The 25,084-nt window shown below is 51.7% G+C and carries 28 protein-coding genes; 1 reads left to right on the forward strand and 27 read right to left on the reverse strand.

The features are described from left to right. Positions 1–2: 2 nt before the first annotated feature. The 6 genes from BN6539_RS21570 to BN6539_RS21595 all read right to left on the reverse strand — a co-directional run bounded on the left by BN6539_RS21570 (position 3) and on the right by BN6539_RS21595 (position 7,522). A complete protein-coding gene (locus tag BN6539_RS21570) occupies positions 3–1,751 on the reverse strand; it encodes an ABC transporter ATP-binding protein (RefSeq protein WP_067543237.1) in 1,749 nt (582 codons plus the stop codon). Beyond that, positions 1,752–3,536: an ABC transporter ATP-binding protein gene (locus BN6539_RS21575; RefSeq protein ID WP_009249997.1), complete on the reverse strand. Its 1,785-nt coding sequence runs from the start codon at positions 3,534–3,536 to the stop codon at positions 1,752–1,754. A gap of 125 nt (positions 3,537–3,661) precedes the next feature. Beyond that, complete coding sequence (locus BN6539_RS21580) at positions 3,662–5,128, reverse strand: ABC transporter ATP-binding protein (RefSeq protein ID WP_005601656.1); 1,467 nt, start codon at positions 5,126–5,128, stop codon at positions 3,662–3,664. Then, positions 5,125–5,877 carry an energy-coupling factor transporter transmembrane component T gene (locus tag BN6539_RS21585; protein ID WP_006428309.1) on the reverse strand — a complete coding sequence of 251 codons (753 nt, stop codon included), beginning with the start codon at positions 5,875–5,877 and terminating at the stop codon, positions 5,125–5,127. Before BN6539_RS21585 ends, BN6539_RS21580 begins: the two co-directional genes overlap by 4 nt. After that, complete coding sequence (locus BN6539_RS21590) at positions 5,877–6,473, reverse strand: MptD family putative ECF transporter S component (protein ID WP_005601664.1); 597 nt, start codon at positions 6,471–6,473, stop codon at positions 5,877–5,879. Before BN6539_RS21590 ends, BN6539_RS21585 begins: the two co-directional genes overlap by 1 nt. Positions 6,474–6,616: 143 nt before the next feature. After that, positions 6,617–7,522, reverse strand: a complete 906-nt coding sequence (locus BN6539_RS21595) for an AraC family transcriptional regulator (protein ID WP_330385119.1) — start codon at positions 7,520–7,522, stop codon at positions 6,617–6,619. Between the two features lie 232 nt (positions 7,523–7,754). Here BN6539_RS21595 and BN6539_RS21600 point away from each other — a divergent pair, with 232 nt between their 5' ends. Beyond that, entirely contained in the window at positions 7,755–8,114 is a 360-nt protein-coding gene (locus BN6539_RS21600) for a helix-turn-helix domain-containing protein (protein WP_054754179.1), read from the forward strand. Between the two features lie 202 nt (positions 8,115–8,316). Here BN6539_RS21600 and BN6539_RS21605 read toward each other — a convergent pair whose 3' ends face one another. The 21 genes from BN6539_RS21605 to BN6539_RS21695 all read right to left on the reverse strand — a co-directional run bounded on the left by BN6539_RS21605 (position 8,317) and on the right by BN6539_RS21695 (position 24,702). Beyond that, positions 8,317–9,663 (reverse strand): relaxase/mobilization nuclease domain-containing protein, encoded by a 1,347-nt coding sequence (locus BN6539_RS21605; protein ID WP_187375564.1) that lies wholly within the window; start codon positions 9,661–9,663, stop codon positions 8,317–8,319. A gap of 158 nt (positions 9,664–9,821) precedes the next feature. Further along, positions 9,822–10,169, reverse strand: a complete 348-nt coding sequence (locus BN6539_RS21610; RefSeq protein WP_003020363.1) for a plasmid mobilization protein — start codon at positions 10,167–10,169, stop codon at positions 9,822–9,824. Continuing rightward, positions 10,166–10,330 (reverse strand): hypothetical protein, encoded by a 165-nt coding sequence (locus BN6539_RS22675; RefSeq protein ID WP_014080207.1) that lies wholly within the window; start codon positions 10,328–10,330, stop codon positions 10,166–10,168. Before BN6539_RS22675 ends, BN6539_RS21610 begins: the two co-directional genes overlap by 4 nt. A gap of 12 nt (positions 10,331–10,342) precedes the next feature. Further along, positions 10,343–10,927 (reverse strand): defense against restriction DarA-related protein, encoded by a 585-nt coding sequence (locus tag BN6539_RS21615; RefSeq protein ID WP_003020359.1) that lies wholly within the window; start codon positions 10,925–10,927, stop codon positions 10,343–10,345. 13 nt (positions 10,928–10,940) lie between these two features. Continuing rightward, positions 10,941–11,900, reverse strand: a complete 960-nt coding sequence (locus BN6539_RS21620; protein ID WP_067543247.1) for a hypothetical protein — start codon at positions 11,898–11,900, stop codon at positions 10,941–10,943. A 179-nt stretch (positions 11,901–12,079) separates the two neighbouring features. After that, positions 12,080–12,433, reverse strand: a complete 354-nt coding sequence (locus tag BN6539_RS21625) for a cysteine-rich VLP domain-containing protein (RefSeq protein ID WP_067543249.1) — start codon at positions 12,431–12,433, stop codon at positions 12,080–12,082. A 4-nt stretch (positions 12,434–12,437) separates the two neighbouring features. Beyond that, a complete protein-coding gene (locus tag BN6539_RS22680; protein WP_014080211.1) occupies positions 12,438–12,614 on the reverse strand; it encodes a hypothetical protein in 177 nt (58 codons plus the stop codon). Then, complete coding sequence (locus BN6539_RS21630) at positions 12,611–13,360, reverse strand: DUF4366 domain-containing protein (RefSeq protein WP_067543252.1); 750 nt, start codon at positions 13,358–13,360, stop codon at positions 12,611–12,613. The genes BN6539_RS22680 and BN6539_RS21630 overlap by 4 nt, the downstream gene beginning before the upstream one ends. Positions 13,361–13,362: 2 nt before the next feature. Continuing rightward, complete coding sequence (locus BN6539_RS21635) at positions 13,363–13,617, reverse strand: DUF4315 family protein (protein WP_014080213.1); 255 nt, start codon at positions 13,615–13,617, stop codon at positions 13,363–13,365. A 14-nt stretch (positions 13,618–13,631) separates the two neighbouring features. Next, complete coding sequence (locus tag BN6539_RS21640) at positions 13,632–15,023, reverse strand: C40 family peptidase (protein ID WP_330385120.1); 1,392 nt, start codon at positions 15,021–15,023, stop codon at positions 13,632–13,634. A 295-nt stretch (positions 15,024–15,318) separates the two neighbouring features. Then, positions 15,319–17,679 carry a VirB4-like conjugal transfer ATPase, CD1110 family gene (locus tag BN6539_RS21645; protein WP_187375553.1) on the reverse strand — a complete coding sequence of 787 codons (2,361 nt, stop codon included), beginning with the start codon at positions 17,677–17,679 and terminating at the stop codon, positions 15,319–15,321. Beyond that, positions 17,636–18,025: a PrgI family protein gene (locus BN6539_RS21650; RefSeq protein WP_015563852.1), complete on the reverse strand. Its 390-nt coding sequence runs from the start codon at positions 18,023–18,025 to the stop codon at positions 17,636–17,638. Before BN6539_RS21650 ends, BN6539_RS21645 begins: the two co-directional genes overlap by 44 nt. Before the next feature lie 3 nt (positions 18,026–18,028). Continuing rightward, on the reverse strand, positions 18,029–18,601 hold the full coding sequence (locus BN6539_RS21655; RefSeq protein ID WP_067543258.1) for an MT-A70 family methyltransferase: 573 nt from the start codon (positions 18,599–18,601) through the stop codon (positions 18,029–18,031). Continuing rightward, entirely contained in the window at positions 18,601–19,380 is a 780-nt protein-coding gene (locus BN6539_RS21660) for a DNA-methyltransferase (RefSeq protein WP_067543262.1), read from the reverse strand. The genes BN6539_RS21655 and BN6539_RS21660 overlap by 1 nt, the downstream gene beginning before the upstream one ends. Further along, positions 19,370–20,101 (reverse strand): septation protein SpoVG family protein, encoded by a 732-nt coding sequence (locus BN6539_RS21665; protein ID WP_067543265.1) that lies wholly within the window; start codon positions 20,099–20,101, stop codon positions 19,370–19,372. Before BN6539_RS21665 ends, BN6539_RS21660 begins: the two co-directional genes overlap by 11 nt. A 15-nt stretch (positions 20,102–20,116) precedes the next feature. Beyond that, on the reverse strand, positions 20,117–20,923 hold the full coding sequence (locus BN6539_RS21670) for a VirB6/TrbL-like conjugal transfer protein, CD1112 family (RefSeq protein WP_456318619.1): 807 nt from the start codon (positions 20,921–20,923) through the stop codon (positions 20,117–20,119). Between the two features lie 71 nt (positions 20,924–20,994). Further along, a complete protein-coding gene (locus BN6539_RS21675; RefSeq protein WP_044963257.1) occupies positions 20,995–21,207 on the reverse strand; it encodes a Maff2 family mobile element protein in 213 nt (70 codons plus the stop codon). Between the two features lie 95 nt (positions 21,208–21,302). Continuing rightward, on the reverse strand, positions 21,303–23,138 hold the full coding sequence (locus tag BN6539_RS21680; RefSeq protein WP_067543268.1) for a VirD4-like conjugal transfer protein, CD1115 family: 1,836 nt from the start codon (positions 23,136–23,138) through the stop codon (positions 21,303–21,305). Next, positions 23,125–23,604 carry a PcfB family protein gene (locus tag BN6539_RS21685; RefSeq protein WP_330385125.1) on the reverse strand — a complete coding sequence of 160 codons (480 nt, stop codon included), beginning with the start codon at positions 23,602–23,604 and terminating at the stop codon, positions 23,125–23,127. Before BN6539_RS21685 ends, BN6539_RS21680 begins: the two co-directional genes overlap by 14 nt. 43 nt (positions 23,605–23,647) lie before the next feature. Then, entirely contained in the window at positions 23,648–24,361 is a 714-nt protein-coding gene (locus BN6539_RS21690; RefSeq protein WP_067543274.1) for an antirestriction protein ArdA, read from the reverse strand. After that, positions 24,361–24,702, reverse strand: coding sequence for a DUF7768 domain-containing protein (locus BN6539_RS21695; RefSeq protein WP_003020223.1), 342 nt, complete (start codon positions 24,700–24,702; stop codon positions 24,361–24,363). Before BN6539_RS21695 ends, BN6539_RS21690 begins: the two co-directional genes overlap by 1 nt. Between the last annotated feature and the right edge of the window lie 382 nt (positions 24,703–25,084).

A 25,084-nucleotide genomic window follows, 5' to 3' on the forward strand; every position in this document is an offset into this window, starting at 1 on the left:
CATTAAGCAAGACTCCAGCCAGCCGCACTCTTTCGGATATTGACAAAATCCTGATAGATACCAGGCTGTTTCAAAAGTTCCTCATGGGTTCCTTGCTGTGCAATCTGGCCGTTGTCTATAACTAAAATCTGATCGGCGTTCTGGATGGTATTTAGGCGGTGAGCGATTACAAGCAGGGTCTTTCCCTTCACCAATTCGGAAATAGCCTCCTGAATATAGCTTTCATTGTCCGTATCTACACTTGCGGTAGCTTCATCCAAAATGACAATAGGCGCGTCTTTCAGAATACAGCGGGCAATCGAAATACGCTGTTTTTCACCGCCGGAAAGTGTTGCACCGCCCTCACCAACCACCGTTTGGAATCCGTCGGGCAAAGCCATAATGAAATCATAGCAGCGGGCTTTTCTGGCAGCCTCATAGACTTCTTCTTCCGTGGCATCCGGCTTTCCCATGATGATATTGTTGTAAATGGTGTCCTGAAACAGATACACGCGCTGGAATACCATGCTGATCTGATCCATCAATTCCGACAGAGGTACATTGCGAATATCCACGCCCCTTATCGTCACATTGCCGGATTTTACATCCCAAAGTCGCGCCAGCAAGTTTGCAATGGTGGACTTACCGCTACCGGACGGTCCAACCAGCGCTGTCATAGAATTTTTCTTCATGGCAAAACTGATATGATGCAGAACCTCTTTATCCTGATAAGCAAATGTAACATCGTTGAACAGGACTTCCGGCTGTCCCGGCTGTGCCTGAGCCGGAATATGCTGCTTGCCGTTGTCGGAAAGTTCCGGTTCATCCAATACCGCTTCAATACGATCAAGGGCAGCATTCATCACGGTCAGTCGGGTTGCTTCTCCATAAAGAGCTTTCAGAGGTCCAAAGAGATCAAAGACAAACAGCAGCACGCCCAAAAGATAAGCCAGGGAGAGTACGCCTTCCTGATGTAAAAAAACGGATAAACCGAAGATAGCGGCAATACCCACGCCATAGAGAATGTTTAAGCCAGTGGTCCACGGTGTCATTTTCTGCTCAAACTTCGTATTGACATCCCTTGATTTTTTGAAGTTTTCCGTTAATTCGTCAGATTTTTCTCCGAGCAGATTGTAACTTTTGATAACCCCAATTCCTTCAGCAAAAGACAAGACCGCATCCGTCAAATTCTCGCTTTGGTTTTGACGCCCGACAGCCTCCTTGAAGGAAACCTTATTCATATATTTTGCAACCAGTGATGCCAGCAAGGTAATGATTACCGCAATCAGCCCAAGTCTCCAATCCAGTACGAACATAAAAACAGCTAAAACCAAAGTAGACAGCATATAGCTCATCATGTTGCCAATGGTACTCATAGAAACTTCCTCAATGAATACCATATCCGTACTGAGAACAGAGCTGATTTTGCCAATATTCCCCGATGTAAAGTAACCCATCGGCATTTTTCTTAAATGATTTCCCAACTCCATCCGTTTATCAGCAAAGATCATAAATCCAGCGGCACTTTGCAGACGGTCGCTCAAATAGTGAACCACTGTCTGAACCACTACAACAGCTAATAATCCAAGTCCGACAAACAGACAGGTCTTTCCAGTCAGCGTATTATCAGCAAACCCGGCCAAGACAATAAACGCCATGAAGATCGGCATTTTGGAGAGAATGGACTCGACAAATGCACATAGAAATGCAGCCTGAATACGGCTTTTATACCTCCCGGAGAGGTTCAGGATTCTTGAAATCAATGCAAACATTTATCTTCCCTCCTTTGCAGTAGATACTTTCCACTCGGCGCTGTCCTGAGCCGCTTTCCACAACTTTTGGTATTCTGGGCAAGCTTGAATCAGCTCCTGATGTTTTCCGGTTGCCACCATCTTTCCGTGATCCATAACGCATATTTGATCTGCGTTCATTATAGCGGGAAGTTTGTGAGCGATAACTACCAAGGTTTTTCCCTTCACCAGCTCCGCAATAGCAGCCTCCATTTTTTCCTCATTTTCTGGATCAGCATAGGCCGTGGCCTCGTCAAGCACTACAATCGGGGCATCCTTCAATATTGCCCGCGCCAGGGAAATTCGCTGGCGCTGCCCCCCGGAAAGCATTTTCCCCGCATCGCCCGCCATGGAGTGAATACCTTGCGGCAGCTTTTCCAGAAACTCCATACACTGGGCTTTCTTCGCCGCCTCCATTACTTCCTCATCGGTAGCATCCAAACGTCCAAGACGGATATTTTCCAGCAGGGAGGTGTTAAACAGGTACTGATCCTGAGCCACATAGGAAATGCGGCTGTTCAATGCCTCCAGGCTCATATCACAAAGTTTCTGCCCGCCGATGGAAATGCTCCCTTTCTGCGGGTCATAGTAGTGGATCAACAGTTTTGCAAGGGTGCTCTTGCCAGAACCGGATTCACCAACCAGGGCAGTTTTTTGTCCTGCTTTTGCCACAAGGGTAATATCGTGGAGGACTTCGTTTTCCGCTATTATCGGTTTCCCATCTGGGCCAGGCTGTGTCGTCTGATACGCAAAGGAAACATGATCGTAAGAAATGTTAAAATCCTGTCCGTGGAAATCATCCTCAGCAGCTTGCAGCGGTGCCGCATTTAACATCTGTTCAAGTGCCGTGATCTTATAATTCAGATTCGGAATCGTCTCCATAAAGCCCAGTGCTTTCAGGAGAGGAATCCCAATGCTGAGGGAAAGGCAGAGGACTAAAATCAAATCAGGTAAAGTGCTTATGCCACAGAGAACAAACCATGCCCCAAGAGGCAAAGTCAGAATAACAGTGCAGGGCAGCAGACTTCCGTATATCGCCATCCAGGGCCAGGCGGCCTTATACCATGCCAAGGTATAATCCCGATAGTCCGTTACATCCTTGCGGAAGTTCTCGTAAGATTCACTCTCCCGGTTGAAAACCTTGACAACCTCCATACCATTGATGTACTCAATGATCGTGTTGTTCATTTTCTGTGCAGACTGATAGTAGGGACCCATGCGCTTCATTCCAACAGAGTACATAATGACCATGGAGAGCAGGCTGATCGGGATAGAGGCCAAAGACATAAGAGCCAGTTTCCAGTCCGCACAAAACATAGCAACATAAATCACCAGCGGGATCAGCAAATTTGCGATACCCTCCGGGACTGAATGAGCAAGGAGCAATTCCAAGCTGTCCACATCATCGACAAACAGCTTTTTGATTGTCCCTGTCCCTTTTTCCTCCACAATGCCAAGGGGAAGTTTCTCAAACTTCTCTTGCAGAGATACCCGCAGCCGGAACAATGTGTTATATGCTGCTTTATGAGAAATTGATAATCCCCATCCATATAAAACCGCCTGCAAAACAAGACAGATCAAAACCCCTATAACACGCAATAAAACAAATTCTGTCTCAACAGAATCGCCCATAACCAATGGTGAAATGACCTGATAGGCCAGCACAAAAGGCAGGACGCCCATAAGAACGCTGACCAGTACAACGACCGTGGCCACATACATATTTTTCTTATATGGCCCTGCGTACTCAAAGATTTTTTTGAACATAAGCCCTCCTTATATTGGCCGTACTGTCTGTGCTTCAAAAACAAGAGGCCGCCAAAGTAAAGCGGCCTCTTATCATTATCTTTCTGTCCAGTCAAGGCGGCCCTGACATTCATAATTTCTAAAATTCACTGGCGGATTCGGAAAAAATCCAAAACCTTTTTACTGCCGGATTCGTCCAATGGATAGCTTTCTTTTATTTGCCCTTTTTCCATATGGACTACATACGAACATCCCGCCATCACCAACTCCGGATCATGCGTAATAACAAGAAGCGTTTTGCCCTGATCCGCGAGTGACTTCAAACTACGCGCAACTTCCCGCATATGTTTGAGATCAAGCCCGCTGGTTGGTTCGTCAAACACAATGATCTCCCGGTTACTCACAATGGCAGACGCGATCGCTACCCGCTGTTTTTGCCCGCCGGAAAGAGAAAGCGGGTGCCTGTCTTTATATTCCAGCAGATCAAACTGTTTAAGGATTTTATCCACAACAGTTTCATCCTTGTTGTCCATGCTCAGAAGCACTTCATCCGTCACGCTTTCGGTAAATAGCTGATGGCTGGTATCCTGCATTACCATGTAGCAATGTTTGAGCCGGGCTTTCCAATCAAGGGTTTTCCCGTCAACCTGCAAAAGGCCACACTTCTTTTCCAGTCCGCAAATACAGCGGGCCAGAGTAGATTTTCCAGCGCCATTCAGACCGATAATGGCAATCGTTTCTCCAACAGGCAGTTCTGCACTCGGAATATGGAGGCTTTCCGGTTCCCGCTTTTTATACGCAAAGCAGAAATTTTGAAATTCCATCTGTTTAGCTGTATGCGCCTGATACTGATTCGCAGGCTTCAACTTCGAGAGAGAAAACGGCCGCAGCCCCATTTCTTTTCGAGTGCCATCCGATAAGCTGTCAAATTCAGCAGGCGTGTATTCCCGTTCAATCTCCCCATCTTTTACATACAGCACACGATCTGCAAGATCGTGAAGGTAGTAAAGGCGGTGTTCTGCGACCAGAATTGTTTTGCCCTGCTTTTTCCAGAGGCTCAGGACCTGCCGCAGGTCATCAATAGCAGCCATATCCAAATTAGAAGATGGTTCGTCCAGGACCATAATTCCCGGCAGCAATACACTTGATGAAGCACAGGCTATTTTTTGCTTTTCGCCTCCGGACAGAGCAAACACGCTTCGCCCCATCAAATCTTCAATATGATAATCGGAAACTGTCCGGTCAATCCTTTTCAGGATATCCTCCTGAGGATAGCCTAAATTTTCACAGGCAAAGGCTAATTCACTATCCGTATCCACGTTGAAAAACTGACTTTTGGGATTCTGGAATACAGATCCCACCATAGCAGCCAAGTCATAAAGCGGCGTATCTGATACGCTTTTTCCGTCCAGAAGGACATCGCCCTCTAAATTGCCCTCGTAATAATGAGGCACCAGCCCGTTTACCAAACGGGTAATCGTTGTTTTCCCACAGCCGGATTCTCCCGTGAGTAAAACAAATTCCCCTGTGTTTATGGTGAGATTGACATTTCTAATCCCTCCGCCGCTGGATTCTTCACCATAAGAAAAAGAAACATTTTGAAAATCTATCATGGCAAAATCCCTCCTGCGGAAATTATCGGGGAAGCAATCGCCCAAAACACTACAAAGCAACAAAACAAGATCAGCACCACATCGGCAAAATTGAATTTAAGCTGGCAAATGTTTGTGCGTTTGACAGGAGCGCCGAGGCCACGGGTAATTGCCGCAGCGGAAAGTTCCTCACCGATTTTCACGGAGCAGGTAATCATCGGGATCAGCTTATACTCCAATATTTTTGAAGATTTTTTCCCTCCAAGTTTAATCCCACGCATTTTCATAGCATCACTGATTGCTTCTGACTCCTGAAAGACAGTTGGAAAGAAGCGGAACATGACCGTTAAGGGGATCGTCACTTCTTTAGGCATATGGATTCTTTCCATGCCGGAAATCAATTCACTGACCGTTGTTGTTTTCACTGCATAGGCAGCAATCGCAACACTGGGAAGGATTCGGCAGAAGAATCCTGTTGTAAACAGAACGAGGAAATTCAATATTCCCGTAAGGTGCGGCAAAACATAAATTTGAACAGCATAAAAAGCAGAAAACACAGCAATATAGCCCACAGCTTTTGCACATTGTTTCGAGGTAAGCAGCAATATAGCCGGAACCGTACAAAGAACAAGGCGGATCAGCCCCATAGCTTCTCCGCCTGTTCCACCCATGACAAAAATGCTTATGATGAAGATGAGCAACAGTTTTGTACGCGGATCGAGCCGTAACCCTTGTTCTGTTTTTTTGCTGAGCAGAATTTCCCGCGCCATTATGCAATACCGGCACGCTGGAAGTGCTTTTTGCAAATGGCTTTCCCAATCACACCTCCGACAAGGCCAAACACAAAGCAGGCAACCAGCAGAATAGGCGCAATCCACATAGGCATATATGTATTAAGGGTAGCTGCATATTCAGCGCCGTATCCTTCAGTCAACATTACCATATAGCTTTCACGGTTCAGGAAAATGGGAGCAAAGTTGCCAAACACCCAGATGCTGAACACGCCGCAGGAAAGAACTGTGCTCTTTGCACTTTTGTAGTCCGCCTTTTTCAGGATCACGTCGGCCAACAGGCCGCCAACGAGACCAGTTACCATAGTAAGATAGCCGTTGCCGAAGAACACCATGATTAGGCCAATCAGGAAACCCATGATTGCAGTCATCCCGAATTTTTTAGCCTTTGTAACATACAGCATATAGGGGATGCCACCAATCAAAGGGCACAGCACCGCCATCAGCGGAATAAAAATGGGGATAAAGCCAAGCATCGCCACCAGCATAACAATCACGACATAGATGACGGTGTAGATGCCGATAGTAATTAAATCTTTTCCCTCAAGCCGGGAACTTTTTTTCTGGGAACTCATACCAGTATCCTCCTTATCTCTGAGAAAATGAAAATGCGATGCGGTTAATGTTCTCTAACCACATCGCAAATTGTACCAATTCCCGTTGTTACATCCAACCCAAACCCGATTTCATTCTACCCAAAATCGGTATTTTTTTAGGTTTAGCCAATCGTATTTTCATCTTTATAGTTCTTGGGTATTACTCCATATTTCTTTTTGAACGCAGCCGCAAAGTTGCTTGGTTTTGAATATCCAACCAGCGTTGCAATCTGGCTTACGTTCAAGTCGCTTTCCAAAAGTAGCCCTGCTGCCTTTTCCAGTCTTTGATCTATGATGTATGCGTGAACCGATGTCCCAAATAAAGAATTAAATCCCTTTGTCAGCTTGGAAACACTAATATTAACCTTTTTTGCCAGTTCCTCACAACTCGGCGCAAAAGCAAGCTGGCTGTCGATGATTCGCTTTGCCTCGGTAATTGAATCCCTGTCACTTTTAGAAATGCTGATATAGCTCGATGAAAGAATACTGAGTTCCAATACTTCACTCAAATACACGGACAGCAATTCAAAGACCTTACTTTCCAGAAATAAATACCCTAAACCGCCCCGGTATTGCGTAAAATCTTTTACCTCCGCAAAAATATGTTCCATATACGGGGTGATACTCACTTTTGAAATGCCAGTCAATAACTTTTTCTCATAAGCATCTATCTCACTATCTTCAAAGTAGTCACTCAAAATTTTGTGGAAATAGGGCATGGGAATTTTTATATTTTTGAAAAGGAAATCTGTCTTTCCGGAATAACACAGGTATTCCATCTTACCATGTCCTCGATAAATACAGGATTCGCCCTTCTGTATGCTGACACTTTGACGCGCATCTGCAATATTCCACGATACGCCATCATTGAAGCAAAATAGAAGTTGAATATAATCTTCGCAGCTTACCCCTTGCACATTCATATCTGAAAAATAATTCATTTTCCAGTCAGATACAACCGCTCCTTGCTTTGTAACAACCTGCGAAATCTGGCCCGTTCCCATATCAGCCGGAATATCTATTGTCACTGTCTGCGGAGAGTTGGAGAGCAGATCGTGGTACAGCTTCGTCATATATTGATTTGTCATCGTGCGCCCTCCTTTCTGGGTTAGCCAAGGCTAAGCATATAATACTTTATATTTTGATGGCAGTCAAGGTAGGGTCGCCAATCGTTAAAGTGAAATTAAATAGTCAGTAATATGAAATACAAAGTCGTTCAAATAATATCACATGAAATGTAAAATCATATCAGGTGATGTTATGAAGATAGAACGAGATGAAAGACGCTTTGATTTTCACGATATAGGGCTCGCCATCAAGCGGGCAAGAGAAGCCAGCGGCATGACACAGGAGCAACTGGCCTATATTGTTGACCGCGCTCCGCGTACCATTATGTATAATGAAAATGATGGTCAGCATCCAAGCTTCAACACCTTTTATCAGATGGTCACAATGTTTGATATATCGGTGGATCAATACTTTTACCCGTCCCAAAATAGCGGGAGCGAGTGCAGAAAGCGGATTGATGCCATGTTGAACGCCTTGGACGAAAGAGAATTGAAAATCGTTGAAGCTACAATCCAAGCGATGAAAGCATCGAAAGAAACGGAGGAAACGTAAAAGAAAGCGTAACCTCCGTTTTTTTGCGCCATGTTGCGGGTTGCGCGTTTTGGCAAGCAATTCGGGTGTGGCCACACTCCGAAATTTTTGCAGGGCACAGGGCCCGCAAAAATGCTTGTTGGGGAGCTCCCCAAACCCGCTGTACTTCGGGACAAATTGTCCCAAAGTCCCGGTGCGCTGCACCGTAGTCTGCGGCCCGTCACTATCGTTCCTGTGCCTTATTCTCACGCTCGTCCGTTATGCCGAGCAGATGATCAATGTTCGCTTTTATTGCCACGGCCTCCCGCATTTGCCGCTGGGCATCCCGGTATTCTGCATAAAGCTCTTTCTTTTGTCCCGCCAGCTCACGGCGGGATTTTTTTAGTGCTTCAATCTTAGGGAGCTTTGCGCCGTTCAGTATGGTGTTCATGGTATCCTTTGCCGCCCGGTAAGTGGCAAGCTCTGCTTCATGCTGGGCCAGATACTTTTTACTGTACCGCACAGCCTTGTACCCATCGAACACCGGGCGGGTCTTGGCATAGTCCACCGTGGCAGCCATCAGCTCCGAGGTTTTGGAAAGGGCCTCCTCCGTTGTGCGGAGCTCGTCAGACAGCTTGTGAAAGTGATCCACAGCAGCCTCGGTGCGGGCCGTCAGCGCCGCATAGTCTGTCAGATGATGCTCCTGCAAATACTGGAGCGCGGCAGCCATCTGTTTTAGGTTGTAGACCTTGGCCCATCGTTCATAGGCCGGGCCTTTGCCCTGGGCCATACGCTCTTGAATGTCGATGATAAGATTAACTCGCCGTGGCGGAACCGTGGGCTCCTCTGGTAGTTCAGGGAGCGGACGTTCCCCAGCAATTACCGTCTTGATGTCCTCCGGGTCAAATCCGGCTCCCAGTGTAGAAGCCCGGAGCCGGGTCGGTTTTTCCTGTCCGGGCGCAAGGAATGAGATGACACCGCCGCGCCCCTGTTTTACGGCAAAGCCGGACTCCTCCATAAGACGAAGAAAGTCGGCAAAGTCCGTGGGCTTTTTCTCCAAAGCGGCGAGAACAGCCAGCCGCACCCGCTGCTTGGCAGAGGGCGGCTTTTTCCCGATCCACTGTCCATAGTGGAGAAAACGACCCTTGCTGTGCTGGCACGGATTTTGGATAACAGACAATTCATGTTCGATGCACACGCGGTCAGAGAGCCGCCGCAGGGCAAAGGACGAACCAATGAAATTATGAAATTTCCGGGAGCGGTCAAAGGCCGTCGCATTGAAATAAATGTGATTGTGGATATGGGCCTTGTCGGTATGCGTACAGACGAAGAACTGATACTTTCCCTTTGTCCAGCGCATCGCCGTTTCATAGCCGATACGGTTTGCTTCTTCCGCCGTAACCTCCCCGGGCAGGAACGCCTGCCGGATCTGAAAGAACAGGGCCCCGCGAGATACGGCCCGGCCTGTCTCTGCAAGGTATTGACTTTTTACCAGAAGAAACTCGGCGGGAGCCGTGTTCGGATCGCAGAGATAGGAAGATACGGCTCCCAGCTTTTCCGGGTTCAGGCCATAGGTGAAACGATCCTCCATCGTTTGAATTGCACTTTTTCCCGCCGCTGTTTTATAAGGGCGGATGTAGGTGGTCGCCGTAAAAATCCCTCCTTCCGGCAAACAGTATTTTTACTTTGGGACACTTTGTCCCGAAGTAGAAAAAGCCGGGGAGCGGTATCAACCACTCCCCGGATGGGTCAGAGCTCTACCAGCGCGGAGAGCTGTTTCAAGAGATCAGACAGCGGCCCCCACAAAGCGGCATAGTCCCGCTGCAAAGCCGCGAGTTCTTCGGGATAAATCGCGCCGTAGGTGTTGGCTTGAATTGCCACTTGGTTCAGATTGTTGGAGCAGCGCCGCTGGAGCGAAACCAGCTCACGAACAGGCGAAAGGTCAACATGAAGCACATACCCACTCAGGGCCATTTTCCGCATATAGGCTCCCATATTACGGATGCCAGCCTCCGCCATACGTTCTTGAATCAGAGCCTGCTCCGCCTCCGACACCATCACATGAAGATGGATCGGACGGCGGCGTTTCTTTGTCATCGCTCCTCACGCTCCCGGCTGCGGCAGGCGCGGGGCGGCTCCTTTACCTTATCCAGCGGCTTTTCCTGTTCGTCTGCCGGAACAGGGTGCGGCAAATGAAATTCACGGTGCAGGCGCAGCACCTCCAGTACAGACAATTCCTGTTCACGTTTCTTTTCCATATACGCACCTCCTTATCTATCGCCACGGTCAGGCTGCCTCCGTTGGGGAGCCGGAGCCTCCGAGCCGCGATCTGCCTCCGCCAACTTTGCCGCATTTTTCATCTGCTCGGCAATCGGACGGGGCCTGTCGGGATTATCAGGCGCAGGACGCAGCTCATAGTCGGATGCCTGTTTTTCCGTTAGCGGGCGGGTATAGGTAAGATAGCCCCAAGCCAAGAACGAGCCATTTTCCACCGGGATGCGCTGATCGTAATTGAAGATTTCATCCGGCTTGTTATAAGGCGGCTTCGGGAATGTCCCGATGTCCACAGGCCGCTGGGTCGAATAATACTTGTAAAGGCCGGGAGCCTCGGTCTGCCTGATCCCGACGTTATAAATACGCTGATAGTCCTGCACCCGGTCTGTGAAATCCTGTTCCATCGCGGTGCGGTCATTTCCATAGTGACCCCATTCATACTGCCGCTGGCCGTCCTTGTCATCATAGCAGGCCCATGTGACATAGCGGGATGGCGCGGTGGGATGTTCGCCCAATGCAAATCCTCGTCCATTTTCCAGCATGACCGCCTTCAAAATGGCGTAGCCTTGATTTTTGTCCATAGTACACCTCCCATCATCGAGACATTTCTTTGTTTTCTCTTTTCACAAACGGCTGGAGCTGATAGGGGCTTGTACCGTCCTCGGGCCGCAGAAAGTCTATCCGGGCCGCAGCACGGATGGCGTTCTGGTTAAGCTGCCGCTGCCATGCCCCTTGGCTGGGAGCCCACTTAAAGCCGTTGCTTTTCAGTTCCTGCCGCTGATTGGCATCGGGCTTTTCCTCAAAAATAAGCTGCAAACGATTTTCAGCCTCGTTGATTTTTGCCTCGCCTCCGGGGAATGTCCAGCCTGCAAACTCGGAGCGGCTGCTCAGTTCCTCAATGCGCTGGCGCACACGGCGGATGTTGGCGTTGTTGTTGGAAAGCAGATAGGCGGGGTATGGCTTGCTTTTGTCCAAGTGCCATGACTGCGCCATATCTGCTTTGAGCTTTTCGGCCTGCTCCGGCGTAAGCTCCGGGCAGCCGTCCAGCGTTTTGTGTTTCCGAAAATACGCATTGACCGCCTTCATGGTGGCCTGCAGGGACTCCAGCCCCTCCAGCTTTTTTGTCAGCTTTTCCACGGCCAGATCGTCATCCGCGCTGATCCCACCCATTCCAACAGAGCGGATTTTATCAAGCAGCTTTGAAATCTCCGCATACTCTCCATAGTTGCGATCCCGGGCGGCGTTCTGCTTGTGCTTTTTTGTCACAGGGAAATTGCCGCCCCCGGAGATCAGAATAGAGGGCGCCCGGGCATCAATCACATTGCGTTCATTCAGATTTTCCGCAAGTTTCCGGGCATAGCGATCCACCAGAGCGTCAATCTTACCGTGGTACATGGGATCGACACGGGCTTTCTGGCGTTCCGCCGCTGCATACGCTTCATCGACCATTGCCCGGTAGCTCGCCGTAGCGGAGCCCGGTTGATAGTCGGAAAAGCTGTTCATATCCTTTGCCCGCTTTGCGGCTTCTTCATTGATCAGATAATATTTCGGCATAGTACCTCCTTCCACAAAAGCCGGAACTTTGGGACAAATTGTCCCAAAGCCCCGGCAGCTAAAATGTTGACAGCATCTCACGGAAACAGGGCCGGACATAGAAACATACACCTCCCGCAGAAAAGGGCCTTAAAAAGCCTTGTCATAAGCGGGTTTAGGCTGGCCTAATTGTCAACACATCAGCCCCGTTTTTTCCGCATATATTCCCGCTGCTGTCTGCGGTGTGCCGCCTTTGCACAGGCCGCCGAACAATAGGTTTGCCGTCCATCAGGAGCCACGGCTCTGCCACATACCGGGCAAGCCTTGAAATCCGGCCTTGGCCCCTCTGTCAGCAACGCAGCCTCCAGCGCCGGATCAAGGGGCAGAACTGCCTCGCGGAAGTAGCGGCAATAAGTCCCCGTCCAGCATTTCCCAAACATATAGCACTCGCAATCCAGCGGCAGGCAGCCGCAGTCCCGGTCATAGTTGGCACACCATTTTGACACCAGCCTGCGGATTGCCGCTTTTTCCGTCCGGGTCAGTTCTCGGCCCACAGCATCACCTCCCGTTGCCCGGTGGTTTGAGCTGCTCCCGGTAGCAGAACACGCAGCCGATCCCGCGCCAGTAAGGGCAGCCGTCACAACGGGAGCCCTTCGGCGGCAGGCTGGGCGGCACACCCTTAAAGTAGCTTTTTTCTTTCATAAATCCCTCATAGGGGTTGTTAGTAAATCTCATTCATTATCCTCGCTTTCGGTATCGTCCTCGTCCCAAGGCGGCCCATCGTCCTCGGGATCGTCATAATCAGCCAGTTCCTCACTGTAATCCTCTTCGGGTACAGCAGTTTTTTCATGCTTCGGGCGGTAGATTTTCAAGTACCAGCCTGCACCGCCGCCCAGAACAGCCACTGCCAAAATCAGCAGAAGCGTCCCGGTATTACTTTTCTGCTGGGGCTCGGGTTCCGGCTCCTCCACAGGTTCCGTCACCGGGGCGGGTTCGGGAGCTGTGCCAGCACACTCGGTCATGTTGACCGCGCAGACCTCGCAATCCGTATGGATGGCTCCGGGCGCACATTTTTCTGTGCAGGAGCAGGCCGGAAGCTCTCCGCCAGCGGCCTCCAGTGCCGCCAGCAGATCGGCTTCATCCACCATGTTCAGAAAGTAGGTGTGATACTGTTCGCCGTCCTCATCCACAGGCTTGTCATAATCAATGACAATGTAAAAGGTGTTGCCGCCGCTGGTTTCCACCGTGATGAACTGTTTGTTGGTTGCAGCATCATAGAGCAGATCGCGGGTCACAAGGTTTCCATCCTCCGAAAAGCCCTCGCCCGGGGTAATGGTAGGTGCAGGCTCCGGGGCCGGAGTTTCTTCCACAACAGGCGGTTCCTCATTCCCACTGTCCGAATAGGCGTAGGCTGGAATCGCAGAGCCGCATAAAAGAACGGCGGAGCAAAGCCCCGCCGCCAACATACGAAAGTGTTTCATATTCAGTTTTCCTCCTTCTTTTCTTCTTCGGACTTCGGGACACTTTGTCCCAAAGTGCCGCCATCCTTCAGTTTCTCAAACAGCAGCGGGAGCTCCGTAAGGGAAATGCTCATGCCGCGCACAATGTCCACGATCTCGCTGTTTTCCGCCTCCAGCTTTTTCTGCTCCAGCTCCTTGAGCCGGGCCTGCTGTTCACTGATTTTGGCCTTGACCTTATCAATCTCGGCCTGAATTTTCATGCTTTTGGTAGTTGCCATTTCAAAACCTCCTGTCACGGTAAACGCCCGTAGGCGTAAAAATGAGATTGCCAGTAGCTTGTATTCAAATTTGTGTAGCCGATGGGATCTCCGCAATGCAGCATTTTTCCGTCACCGACATAAATCCCGCAATGGCTCACGCCCGGCGTGTCATAGGTGCCTTTGAAGAACACCAGATCACCGGGTTTGGGAGAGCTGGTCGGCGTACAGATGTTATAGAGCCCCTGGGCGCCCAGCCTGCCCACATTCCAGCCGGAGTGATTGATGACCCACGAAACGTACCCCGAGCAATCAAAGGAAGTGGCAGGGGAACTGCCTCCCCACACATAGGGATAGCCGATGTATTTCTGCGCTTCGGCAAGCATTGCAGCAAAGGTTTCATCGTCCAGATATTCTCCGGGCACTTCGTAATCACCGGGTTTCCCGGTAATGTACTTGTTCACATAGGGAGAATCCGGGAACAGATCGGGGCGATTTCCCAGCGTTGCCATATAGATGGCATATCGGGAAAGCTGATCCTCGCCCATAACGTACACAGGTACATGGGACAAATCAAAATTTTCCAACGTGACCGTACAGATGTAATAATCGTAAGGCACCTGATAGATGTCCGTATGGGAGTTGCCGTCCTCGTCCGTCCATGTGTCGGTTTCCGTGCGATACCGGGTTTCCACCACCACATCCTCGGTCAAAATGTACTGGCGGTCAAAGAGCATTTGCAGCGTTCCCTGTACCTCGCCTATTGTCCATTGTCCCTCATGGAGCGCACACAAAAGAGAAAGCAGCACATAGGGATCATGTTCGATTTCGTCCAGATCGAAGTGGTATTCGTCATAGTCATGGGTGCTTTCATAGGTGTCCAGATAATGCTGTAAATCATCTTCCAGCGCACAATAGGCGGCTTCGGCGGCCAGCATATCACGATCCTCGCAAGGATAGGTGCTGGCTCCTAATGCACCGGCCCCAGCGTTCCCCAGCATAAGCATGGTAGAGGAACAGGACTGCATAGCAAACAGGAGTAACACACAGAGCACCGCAATCACGGCACCTGCAGGATGACTCTTGACAAATTCCACTGCCCGGGCGGTCAGGCGTTCTGTGGCTGTGGCAGTTTTCCCCGCCGCAGCCGCGCTCTGCTTTGCAGCCTCCTTTGCCTGCTTGCGGTATTGCCGCTTCTGCCAGTAGCGGGTAAGGGCATTTTTCGTCAGCTCCGGGTGCTCCTGTGCGGCGGTGTGAAAATGGTAGTCCGCCGTGTACTTGGTATAGCGGGCCTCGGCCTTGCGTACCACTTTTGCCGGATGTTCCCGGACTTTACGGCGCACAAAGCGAGAGCCATGCCGCAGCGCGGTTTCTCCCACAAGCTCAGAACGGTGTGCGCCTTCCGTGCCGACATTTTCCTGTTCCACTTCAAAAATCTTGCCATGCACGAAGCTGTGAACGGAACCGCTGGCAACACGGCCTATGCGTTTTACCGGGCCGGGCTTTTTCGGCGGCTTTTGTTTTGCCAGCTTCTCCCGGGCCTGTTCCAGTTTTTCGCCTTGGGACTCCATACGGAGCTTTGCTGCCGCAGCCTGTTCTTGCTGGCTCTTTTTGCGGAACTTGGACTTTGGGACACTTTGTCCCGAAGTGTCGGAAGCCTCCGGCCCGGACTGCTCCTCGTCAGGGGCGTGGGCGGTCTGCGACCAAGCCTCCTCCTTGGCCTTATTCGTTTTTCGTTTCATTCTTCATATCCTCCGGGCGGGTAGTCAGCAGGTCATAGATTTCTCCGCGAGGGAACCGATCCACAAACGGGATGGTCACATTTCCATAGAACAACAGCCCCTCGCCGGAATTGCTGTGTGTGATATAGGAAAGCTGGTGCTCGGAAATACCGAGCTGTTTTGCCAGAATGGTACGGTCACTCTGCGCCTGCGAAAGCAGAATCATAAAATCCGTGTTGTCCAGAATGTTCTCGATTTCACGGCTTGCCAAAAGGTCTTTGACGTTCTGCGTCAAAGCAGACGGCACACATCCTTTTTTACGCAGCATTTTCCAGACCGCCACAAAGTAGCTGGCTGTCAGTGGATCACGGAGCAGAATGTGAAACTCGTCAAAGTAGCACCAAGTTGCCGCGCCCTCGTGGAAGTTCTGATCCACCGCCTGCGAAACAAACTCATTTGTGATGTGCATTGCAATCTTTCTAAGGTTTTCGCCCATGTTTTTCAGAACGATGCACACCACACGGCTGTCCGTCTTGACGTTGGTAGGATGGTTAAAGAGATTGAGGGAGCCTGTGCAATAAAGCTCTAAGGCAGTTGCCACGCGCCGGGCTTCGGGCTCCGGCTGGCGTAAGAGCTCTTCGTACAAATCCTGCAACAGCGGTGTTTTTGCAGTTTCCAGTCCGAGCGCCTGTTCCCGGTACACCAAACGCACACAGCGGTCAATGACCGTCTTTTCAATGGGCTGCAAGCCTTCCTTGCCGCCGACCACCAGCTCGCATAGGGACAAAAGAAAATCCGCCTTCATGGAAAGCGGGCTTTCTCCGGCGGCCATATTGAGCTCCACATCCATCGGATTGAGATGGTGCGGGCTGTCCGGGGCAATCTCGATCACCTGGCCGCCCAGCCTTCGCACCAGGAGCGCATATTCGCCCATCGGGTCAACCACGATGATCCGATCCTGCGGGATGGTAAGAAATACATTCAAAAGCTCACGCTTTGCGGCAAAACTCTTGCCGGAACCCGTAGAGCCCAAATACATCCCGTTTGCCGATTTCAGCTTTTTGCGGTCAGCCATGATGACATTGTGGGAAAGTGCGTTCATGCCATAGTAGAGGGCCTGCCCAGCCATGCGGAGCTCCCTTGTCATAAAAGGAATAAAGATGGCTGTGGAGCTGGTGGTCATACCGCGCTGGATTTCTACCTCGTTGTAACCAAGGGCCAACGAGGAAACAAAGCCCTGTTCCTGTTGCCAGTCCAGACGGCGCAGAGCGCAGTTGTATTTCTGCGCGATACCGCCCACGGTAAACACATCGTTTTCCAGCCGCTGGCGGTTAGGAGCAAGGTTTACCACCGTAAAGGTCAGCAGAAACATTCGCTCATTGCGGGATTGCAAATCAGCCAGAAGTTCCGCTGCGTCCTTGCTGAATGTAATCAGGTCAGGGGGAAGAATATCCGGGTCATAGCCGGAGCGCACAGCCTTTCTCTGTTCCTCCACTTTCATTTTTCCGATGTCCGAGATTTTCCCCTTGATGGTCTTAATTGCCTTGAGCTGATCCACGGTCTGAATGTGCATGGTCACGGTCATTTCCGCATCCAGCTCCAAGATTTCCGCCAGCAGCTTATCCGAAAGCTCCGATGCCATAATCTGCAAGTAGGACACCGCGCCCCAATACTGGCCGATACGGAATGTGCGGGACTGGCGGAAGTCGAGACTGTCCGGGGCAATAAAGTCTTTTGTGCCAAGCCCGGTCTGCGGGATGTCTTTCCACGAAAAGCGGAACGGCTCGCGGCTCCCCGGGGGCATCTGGCTATGAAGCAGCGCAAGGCGGGCCCGCCCGTCCATCGGCTCCGAGGGAACGCCCAGCCGCTTAAAGTTTCCCATGACATCGGCCTCCACACGCTCCAGACGGGGCCGTGCCTCCGCAATCCCCTCGGCGGGTATGCCAAAGGTGATGTATTTTGAGCGTTCAATGCCGTTGTTGCTTTTGGCAATCTGATTTTTCAGCATCCCGGTAAACTCGTCCCTGACGCTGTTATAGTTGTCATCCGCTTTCGGGATATTGACCTGATAGCGGCTGCGGGAATGGGAACGGCGGTTGATAAAGGAAAGCTGGAACGGCAGCGAGCTGTCAAAGTAGTTGAGAAATGAGCTCCATCCGCTGAATATGGCGGTCTGATCCTCGGTGGATGCCACGGAGTAATTGATGTCCTCATATTCCACGGTTTTTGTATAGAGCCCACCCGGGAGCTTGCACACACCGTCCGGGTGCATGGACAGATACGGGATTGTCTGCTGGGCAGACAGGGCCGCCCGGCCTTTACCCTTGGCGGCGGCTCCGTTTTTCTTCTTTGTGTTTTTCAATCACATCCTCCTTTCCAGCGCCCGGCCCGGCAAAGGGCGCATAAATGTTTTCGGTTCGGTAGGCCCTGATCCCCGGCCTTAGAAACTTGGCCCGGATGATGTTTCGCACAACCTTTTCAAAGGGCAAGCCGTCCTTTTCATACATCGCCAGCAGGAACGCCGGGAGCATAATTCCCAGCATGAGAAACATCGCCCCGGTATTGCCGAGGGTGCCACGGGTCAGCAGATAGGCCGGAATCCCCACTGCGCCCGCGCTGCCGAAGCAGACAAGCTGGCGTTTGGTGAGGTTGAAAGCCATCTTTGTTTTGATTTTGGATAAATCGTTTGGTACGTTTACATAGGGCATAGATCACACTCCTTTCTGTACTTCGGGACAATGTGTCCTAAAGTCCGGGATGGTTGGTGTTACTTCATTTCCCCATACAGCCCAGCCGGGCGGGGTCTGCCTGGCAAAGAGCTCCACGCGGGGCAGATCGCCCATCAGGGAAATGATTTTGACGCGGGCCTCGTCCGGCTTTTTGCTGTGGGCCTCAATCGGGGAAACGATAAATTGATGGATGTTGGCAGCCTGCCGCTTCGGGTGGCCCTTGGTTGCCAGCAGGCAAATTTCTGCATTGCCTCTTGTCCAGAAGCCAAGGCCGTAAAACCAGCTATCCGCCTTCTTGTTCTTTTTCAGCCAGACAAAAGCAACGGATTTATAGTTGAAGCCCCAAGCCTCGATCAGCCGGAGCGCCTCCGGGAGCTGCGGGAAAGTGGCCCATAAAAAGAGTGCGCTGTCCGGGGCTGCAAGATCAGCCACAGGCAACGCACATAGCTCCTCAATGCTCATAGTGGGATAATGGTTTTCCGCCGCGCCCTGTACTTTCTTAGCCGAGTAGCGCCACGGCGGGTCAGCGTAAATGATAGAATACTGCTGGATAATTACACTCCTTTCTCGCCAGAACTTTTTGCCGCCTGCGCCGCACGAATACGCTCACTGGCAGCGGCATAAAAGGCCGGGGCCGTTTCAAAGCATACAAAGCGGCGTTCTGTGTTGATAGCTGCAATCGCGGTTGTGCCGGAGCCCGCGCAAATGTCCGCGACCAATTCGCCGGGGCGGGTATAGGTGCGGATCAGATACTCACAAAGCTCCACGGGCTTCTGTGTGGGATGGATGCCGCCGGACACCGTAGGCACAAAAAGCACATTTCCGGGATAACGGCGGCCATCGTTGGACTCCGAGCCCTGCCGTTCAAATTTTCCATAGTTGGAGCTTGTACCACTTCGGGAATGAACGCGGGTATATGGCTTGCCGTAAGTAAACTGCGGATTGTAGACCGGGGACTTCTGGTAAAACACCAAGATGTTCTCGGACTTTTTCAGTGGAGCCCGGTTTGCATTGAGAAAGCCCGTTCCGCGCTCTTTGTACCAAATCCACTCATAGCGGAGCATGGCGAGGTTGGATGCGCCCAGCACCTTGTCAAAGGGGCACTGTGCGAAAAACAGCACTGCGCCATTCGGCTTGACCGCCCATTTCACCGCCTCCCACAGCTCCGGGAGCGGCAGGGGCACATCCCAATAATTCCGGGTTGTGCCGTAAGGCGGATCAGTCAACAGCATATCCACGCTATGTTTGGGCAGGGAGCGCAGGCCCTCAATGCCATCCATGAGAAACAAGCCCTCCTTCGGGACACTTTGTCCCAAAGTGCGGCTATCGGTCATTACGGGCCTCCTTTGCCTTGGCAGGCGCAGGCCGGGCAGCGTTTTCTTTTCCCGCTTGCTTTGCAGCCTCGGCCATCTGCTCCTTGATCGGGGCAGGCCGTACCGCCTGGGCCCGTGCAACAAGCTGTTCCACCGCCGCATGATACGCCTCCACACCAGCCGCGTTAATCCGTTCCTGTGTGGCTCGGTCAGGAATCCGAACCGTAGCCCGATATCCCGTCCGGCTGGCAGGATCAGGTTTAGAGGGAGCGCCGAGGAAAATCCCGTTTTTCCCATCCACAACCTTAAAATCGTCGATGACCACACCGCCAAAATTGACGCTGGCGAAGCCGATCAGTTTTCCCTGCGGCTCAATCGGGCGGACAGATACCGTGATCGGAACAACCGCCTCCTGCAAGACAGCATCTGTCCGCATTTTTACTGCCTCATCAATGCTAACGCCCTTGACTTCTGCAAGCTCCGCGATGGGAGCATCAAACAGCCAGCGCCGTTCCTCCGCAGCAATCTGCTCCGGGGTCAGCAATACATCGTCTTTCTTACTCAGATAAAATTCCTCCTTTCCGCTTGCCGGAGCAGGCTGGGCGGGGTCGTCCATCAACTCTTTTCTTTGCAGGACGGCCTCTGTTTCCGCCATAAAGCGGTAAGCGTCTGCCTCAGTAAACTCCTCCGGCATTTTTCCGTTCCATAAGCGCGTTCCGTCTGCCCCGTATCTTCTCGGCATAAGCACCACCTCCTGTTAATGAGCGCCAAAGATACGCTGGGCAATGCTCCCGGTCTTAAAGAGCATGAAGCAAAGCAAAACCGTGTAGCCCACAGTTCCCCAAATTGCCCCGATGGGATCGCCGCTTGTTGCGATGCCTTGAATGAGCACCGCGTAAATTGCAACACATACGAGGATCAGCAGCCCTTGAAAGCCTACGGCAAACAGGGACTTGATGTAGTTCTGCCCGGTGCTGCCAAGCTCCCGGTTGGAAAGCGTAGCAACGGGGATGGGGGCCAGACTGGTCAGCAGATAGATTTCCAGCATCCTGCCATACACCAAAACGAAAATGATAATCCCCATCGCCTTCATCGTAAATCCAATGAGCGCAGACTGCAGCCAAAGCCCCAAAAGCGGCCCTAAGTCCATCGCCTCCAGCGAGGTTTCCAGTTCGGCAAGCATATCCGCCGAAACATCGGTAGAGCCTTGAATCAGCCCGCCTGCCTGCGCGATAACGCTCTGCGATACATCGAACACGGCCATGACGATATTGAATGTGTTTGACAGGATTAAGATTGCACAGGCCGTTTTGAACATCCATTTATAGAGGTTCGCAACGTCAACCTCGTGCATATTGTTCTTTTCCAAAAGCATCTGTATGAGCTCATAAGTGGCAACAAAGGTCAGCACCATTCCGGCAATCGGCAGGATCACCGTTTCGGAAAGCTGTCGGATCAGGGAGAAAACCCCGGCGTGCCACGCCGCCGGGGTAGTCCCTACCTGTGCCGCAATCTCTCCGACTTGGGTATTGACGGTATCAAAAAGCCCTTCGAGGTTTCCCATGATCCCGCCAATCAGAAGCTCTTTGAGCCAGTTTGTGAGCCAGTCGGTGAGAAAATCCATAAGCGCCTACCTTAAAACAGGCCAGACAGCAGAGGGATCAGTGTGGTGCCAATGACGATGATGCCGCCGCCCGCCATGAGCTGCTTCATGCCCTGGGACTTGGAGCCCGGGTTATCCGAGCCGTAGCCCTCCAGCAGATTGACCACACCCCATACGCCAAGGCCAGCGCCGAGCGCGATAACGAGGGTCTGTAAAGTGTCGATTGCAGATGAGAAAAATGCCATATAAGCCTCCATTTCTCCGGGATTTTCCCGGTAACAAAAAAGCCGCCCATGCAGGCGGCAGGTTACAAACTTCGGGACACTTTGTCTCGAAGCGTTTATGCAAAGGCGTCTGGATCGTCGATGTCATCATAGTTGAGGATGTCCTCGTCCTCTTCCGTGAGTGCATCGTCCGGCACAGCCACCTCATACATCGTACACGCCTCGTTCAGCCCGGGCCGCCTGCGGCGGTTAATGAGCCTGTCGAGGTCAAAAGCGTTTTTCTGTTTATCGGCCTCCGCCGTATAACGGTAGTTCGGATGCCGTTTCAGATCATACTTGGGAGAGAAGAACGGGGGCAGGCCCCGAAGCTGCAAAATACATTTGTCTCCCGGCATGGTTGCAAGCTCGGCTGGGGTCATCAGTTCCCGGCCCAGCCGCTGGGTGTTTTGGCTGTAGCTTTCCGACTGGCCACGGGAGCGGCTGTCGGTCTGCATACTGATTGTGGCTTTTCCCAGCCAGTTCTCGGAGATTTCCTTGATAGTGCTGGCTTCGCGGCCACCGAGGAACACCACGCTGTCCATGTTGCCGAGGATTGTCTCGGCGTGCTTATCGTAAATGGCCTTGCACTGTGCCAACTGTTGATACAGCAGGCAAAGACTCACCTCGCGGGAGCGGATAACCGCGACCAGCTTTTCGAGCTGGGGCACCTGTCCCGTGTTGGCTGCCTCGTCCCACAGCACCCGTACATGGTGCGGCAGGCGGCCACCGTGAACATTGTCCGCCCGTTCACACAGGAGGTTGAACATCTGCGAAAATGCAAGTGCCACTAAAAAGTTGTAGGTCTGCGTGGTATCGGAAATGATGAAGAATACCGCCGTTTTCCGATCTCCGATGCGGTCAAGCTCCAATTCGTCATAGGCCATGACCTCACGAAGCTGCGGGATGTCAAAGGGAGCCAGCCGCGCACCGCAGGAAATCAAAATGCTTTTTGCCGTCTTGCCGCTGGCCAATTTGTACTTTTTATACTGTTTGACCGCGAAGCAATCCGGCTTGCGCTTTTCGAGCCCGGCAAACATATAGTCCACCGCGTTCATAAAATCCTCGTCATCCTCCTTGACCTCCATGCCAGAAATCATATCCACAAGGGTGTTCATGTTCCGATCCTCGGCAGGCCCCTCGAAAATGATGTAGGCAATCAGGGCGCAGTACAAAAGCGTTTCCGATTTCGTCCAGAATGGATCGCCTTCCTTGCCTTCGCCCTTTGTGTTGGAAATCAGGGCATCCACGAATTTCAGAATATCGGCCTCATTGCGGATATACGCCAGCGGGTTATAGTGCATGGATTTTGAAAAATCTATGCTGTTGAATACCTTGATTTTGTACCCGCGTTTTTGCAGGAAACCCCCGACCTGTCCCAGCACACCGCCTTTGGGATCGACCACCACATAAGAGGAATGAGCCTGTAAAAGCTGGGGCGTGAGCCAGAAGCGGGTTTTGCCGGAGCCGGACGAGCCGATAATACAGCAATTCAGATTTCGGGCATTTGCGGGAATTTTCGGGCGGGTATTCATCGTGAGAAACTCCGTCCCGGTCAAAATCACGTTGTTTTCAAACTTCGGATCAACAAACGGTTTGATGTCTTTTTCCGTTCCCCACCGGGCGCTGCCGTATTCTGCATCCCGCCGAAACTTCTTAGCGTTCTTGCTTTTGAAATAGATCAGCAGCCGGAAACCAACGGCTCCTACAATACCGATAAGCCAATCCAGCGGGGCAAGACCGGGTGCAAAGTCAGCAAAGGCCGGGCCAATCGTCTGGCCCAGCCCGATGAGCTTATGTGCAAAATCGTTACCCGCCGCCAGCCGGTAGGCCGTTCCCAGCTTGAGGAACGCCCACAGGATGAACAGATAGGGAATGTTTGGAATGAGATATTTTCTGATCTTATCTGTCCTCATGGGCCACCTCCTTTGCACGTTCTTTCTGTTTCGGCTTTTCTTTAGAAAGCTGATCCGCCGCCTGTTGCAGTTGTTCTCGGATGGGAACACGGTTCGATTTTGCTTTGCTTAACACTTTCCGGGAATACTCAGAAAAGCAGGCGGTCATTGCGTCTGCCTGTCCAGCCTTGAAAAACAGCAGGTATTTGTCCGGCCCGGTTTTATAGAACGCATAGTCTACATTCCATTTCCGGGCCACGCGGTCAAAGGACTTGGCATCCCCGGATAGCTCGATGCTGTTTGTGGATGTACCGTGTGCCATGAGCTTTCGCACACTTTGCTTGCCGTGTGGTGTTTGCCGCCCACGGTATGCCTTGTGGATCTTCCGGCCCACCATACCCAGCACATACGCCAGTCCCCGCGCCGTCAGCTTGGTTGTTTTTACAGATATGGCTATCGTGCGCCGGGAAATATCTTCATCAATCAGTTACACCGCCTCCTTTCTTGGGACAATTTGTCTCGAAGTGCCATCACCGATCTCCACGGTCTTTTTTCTGCATTTGACGGTAGCCCTCCAGCGAAGAACCGTCTATGATTTCCTGATAGGCCGCCATTTGCTCCCGGATAGAGAGCTTCGGGAAAGAAAACACCTTATGCTCCTTGGGAATATCCTGCAAGCCGTGATACACTTCCACGAAATGATCGCTTTCTTTGACAATATAGCCGCCCGGGGCAAAATGACCGTTTTCGTGGATGCAGGCATCCCGGCCATACGCCTCATAATCGAAATACGGTTTTACCTGATCCGGCACATCCAACATTTCCAGATCGTCCACATAAATACGCCCCAGCGTTTCCTCATCGGATACGCCGGGGTAAAAGCCGTAACAGTCCAGATTTTGTGTCAGATTGATGATGTCCCGCACCGAAGAACAGTGATCGCCGCTGTCGAGGACGGCCTCCAGTGTTTCCAGCTCCGATGAGGTAAGCTCGGAAAGCAGGCAGGCCAGATGATTAAGCTCGTCCAGATTTTCATACTCGCTCAAATGGTCATAGAGCCCCAGCACATCCCCATCGAAAGAGGTAATAAAAATTTCCTGATAGCGGACGCCATCCACGCCGATCCGTTTCAAAAGAGCCTCCACCTCCTGGGCGGTTGTGGGAAATTTCAGTGTTTCACCCACAAGCTGGCCCTCGCTGTACTTTCCGGCGTTGGTAACGTAGGCTTCAAACAGGGTTGCCATTAGCGGCGGCCCTGTCCCTTGACGGTCAGGATGCCCTCAAGGGTTGTTGCCGTAATTCCCAGCCGCTGGGCCACGGCAATATCATTTTTCATGGCTTCGGTCATACTGTGCCCGCAGACAACCAGCACATGAGAACGGCGGAGCAGGTCACGGCTCATGTCGATGCCGCTTTTATGCTCCTCGGGAACAGCATCATTGAGAAACAGGGGCAAGTACAAAGGCGGACAAATAGGAGAAAAGCCTGCCTCATACACGGTGCGGCAATACTGCGCCGCCAGTTCTGCGTTTTCGCTATCGCCGCCGAGCCATGCAGCGGTGATATAAGCAAGGGGTCGTTTCATCGTTCATACCTCCGATATTTTAATAAGAAAGTTCAACCCAAACCCCACGCCCTTTCCCAGTCTTGGGAAAGGGGGCGGCTCTGGAGGATATACCCCCGCCGCTTGCCGGGGAAATAGCACAGCCGGGGCAGACCGTCAAGGGCGAGCCGCCGAAAACGGCGGTGCGCTGCACCCTTGACGGCCCACTCCCGGCTGTACTAAAAAACAGGCGGCGACGGGGGATATATACCACCAGAGCCTCTGCGCGAGGGCGGGGCCCTCGGGACAAAGTGTCTCGAAGTTGTTACTTGTCAAGTTCCTGCTTTTTCGGGGCTTTTGCCAGCTCCGGCGGCTGTTTTTCTTTCCAGTCATCCAGCAGGGACATAATCTGTTCTTTCATTTT

This window comes from Emergencia timonensis (genome assembly GCF_900086585.1).
GTDB lineage: Bacteria > Bacillota > Clostridia > Peptostreptococcales > Anaerovoracaceae > Senimuribacter > Senimuribacter timonensis.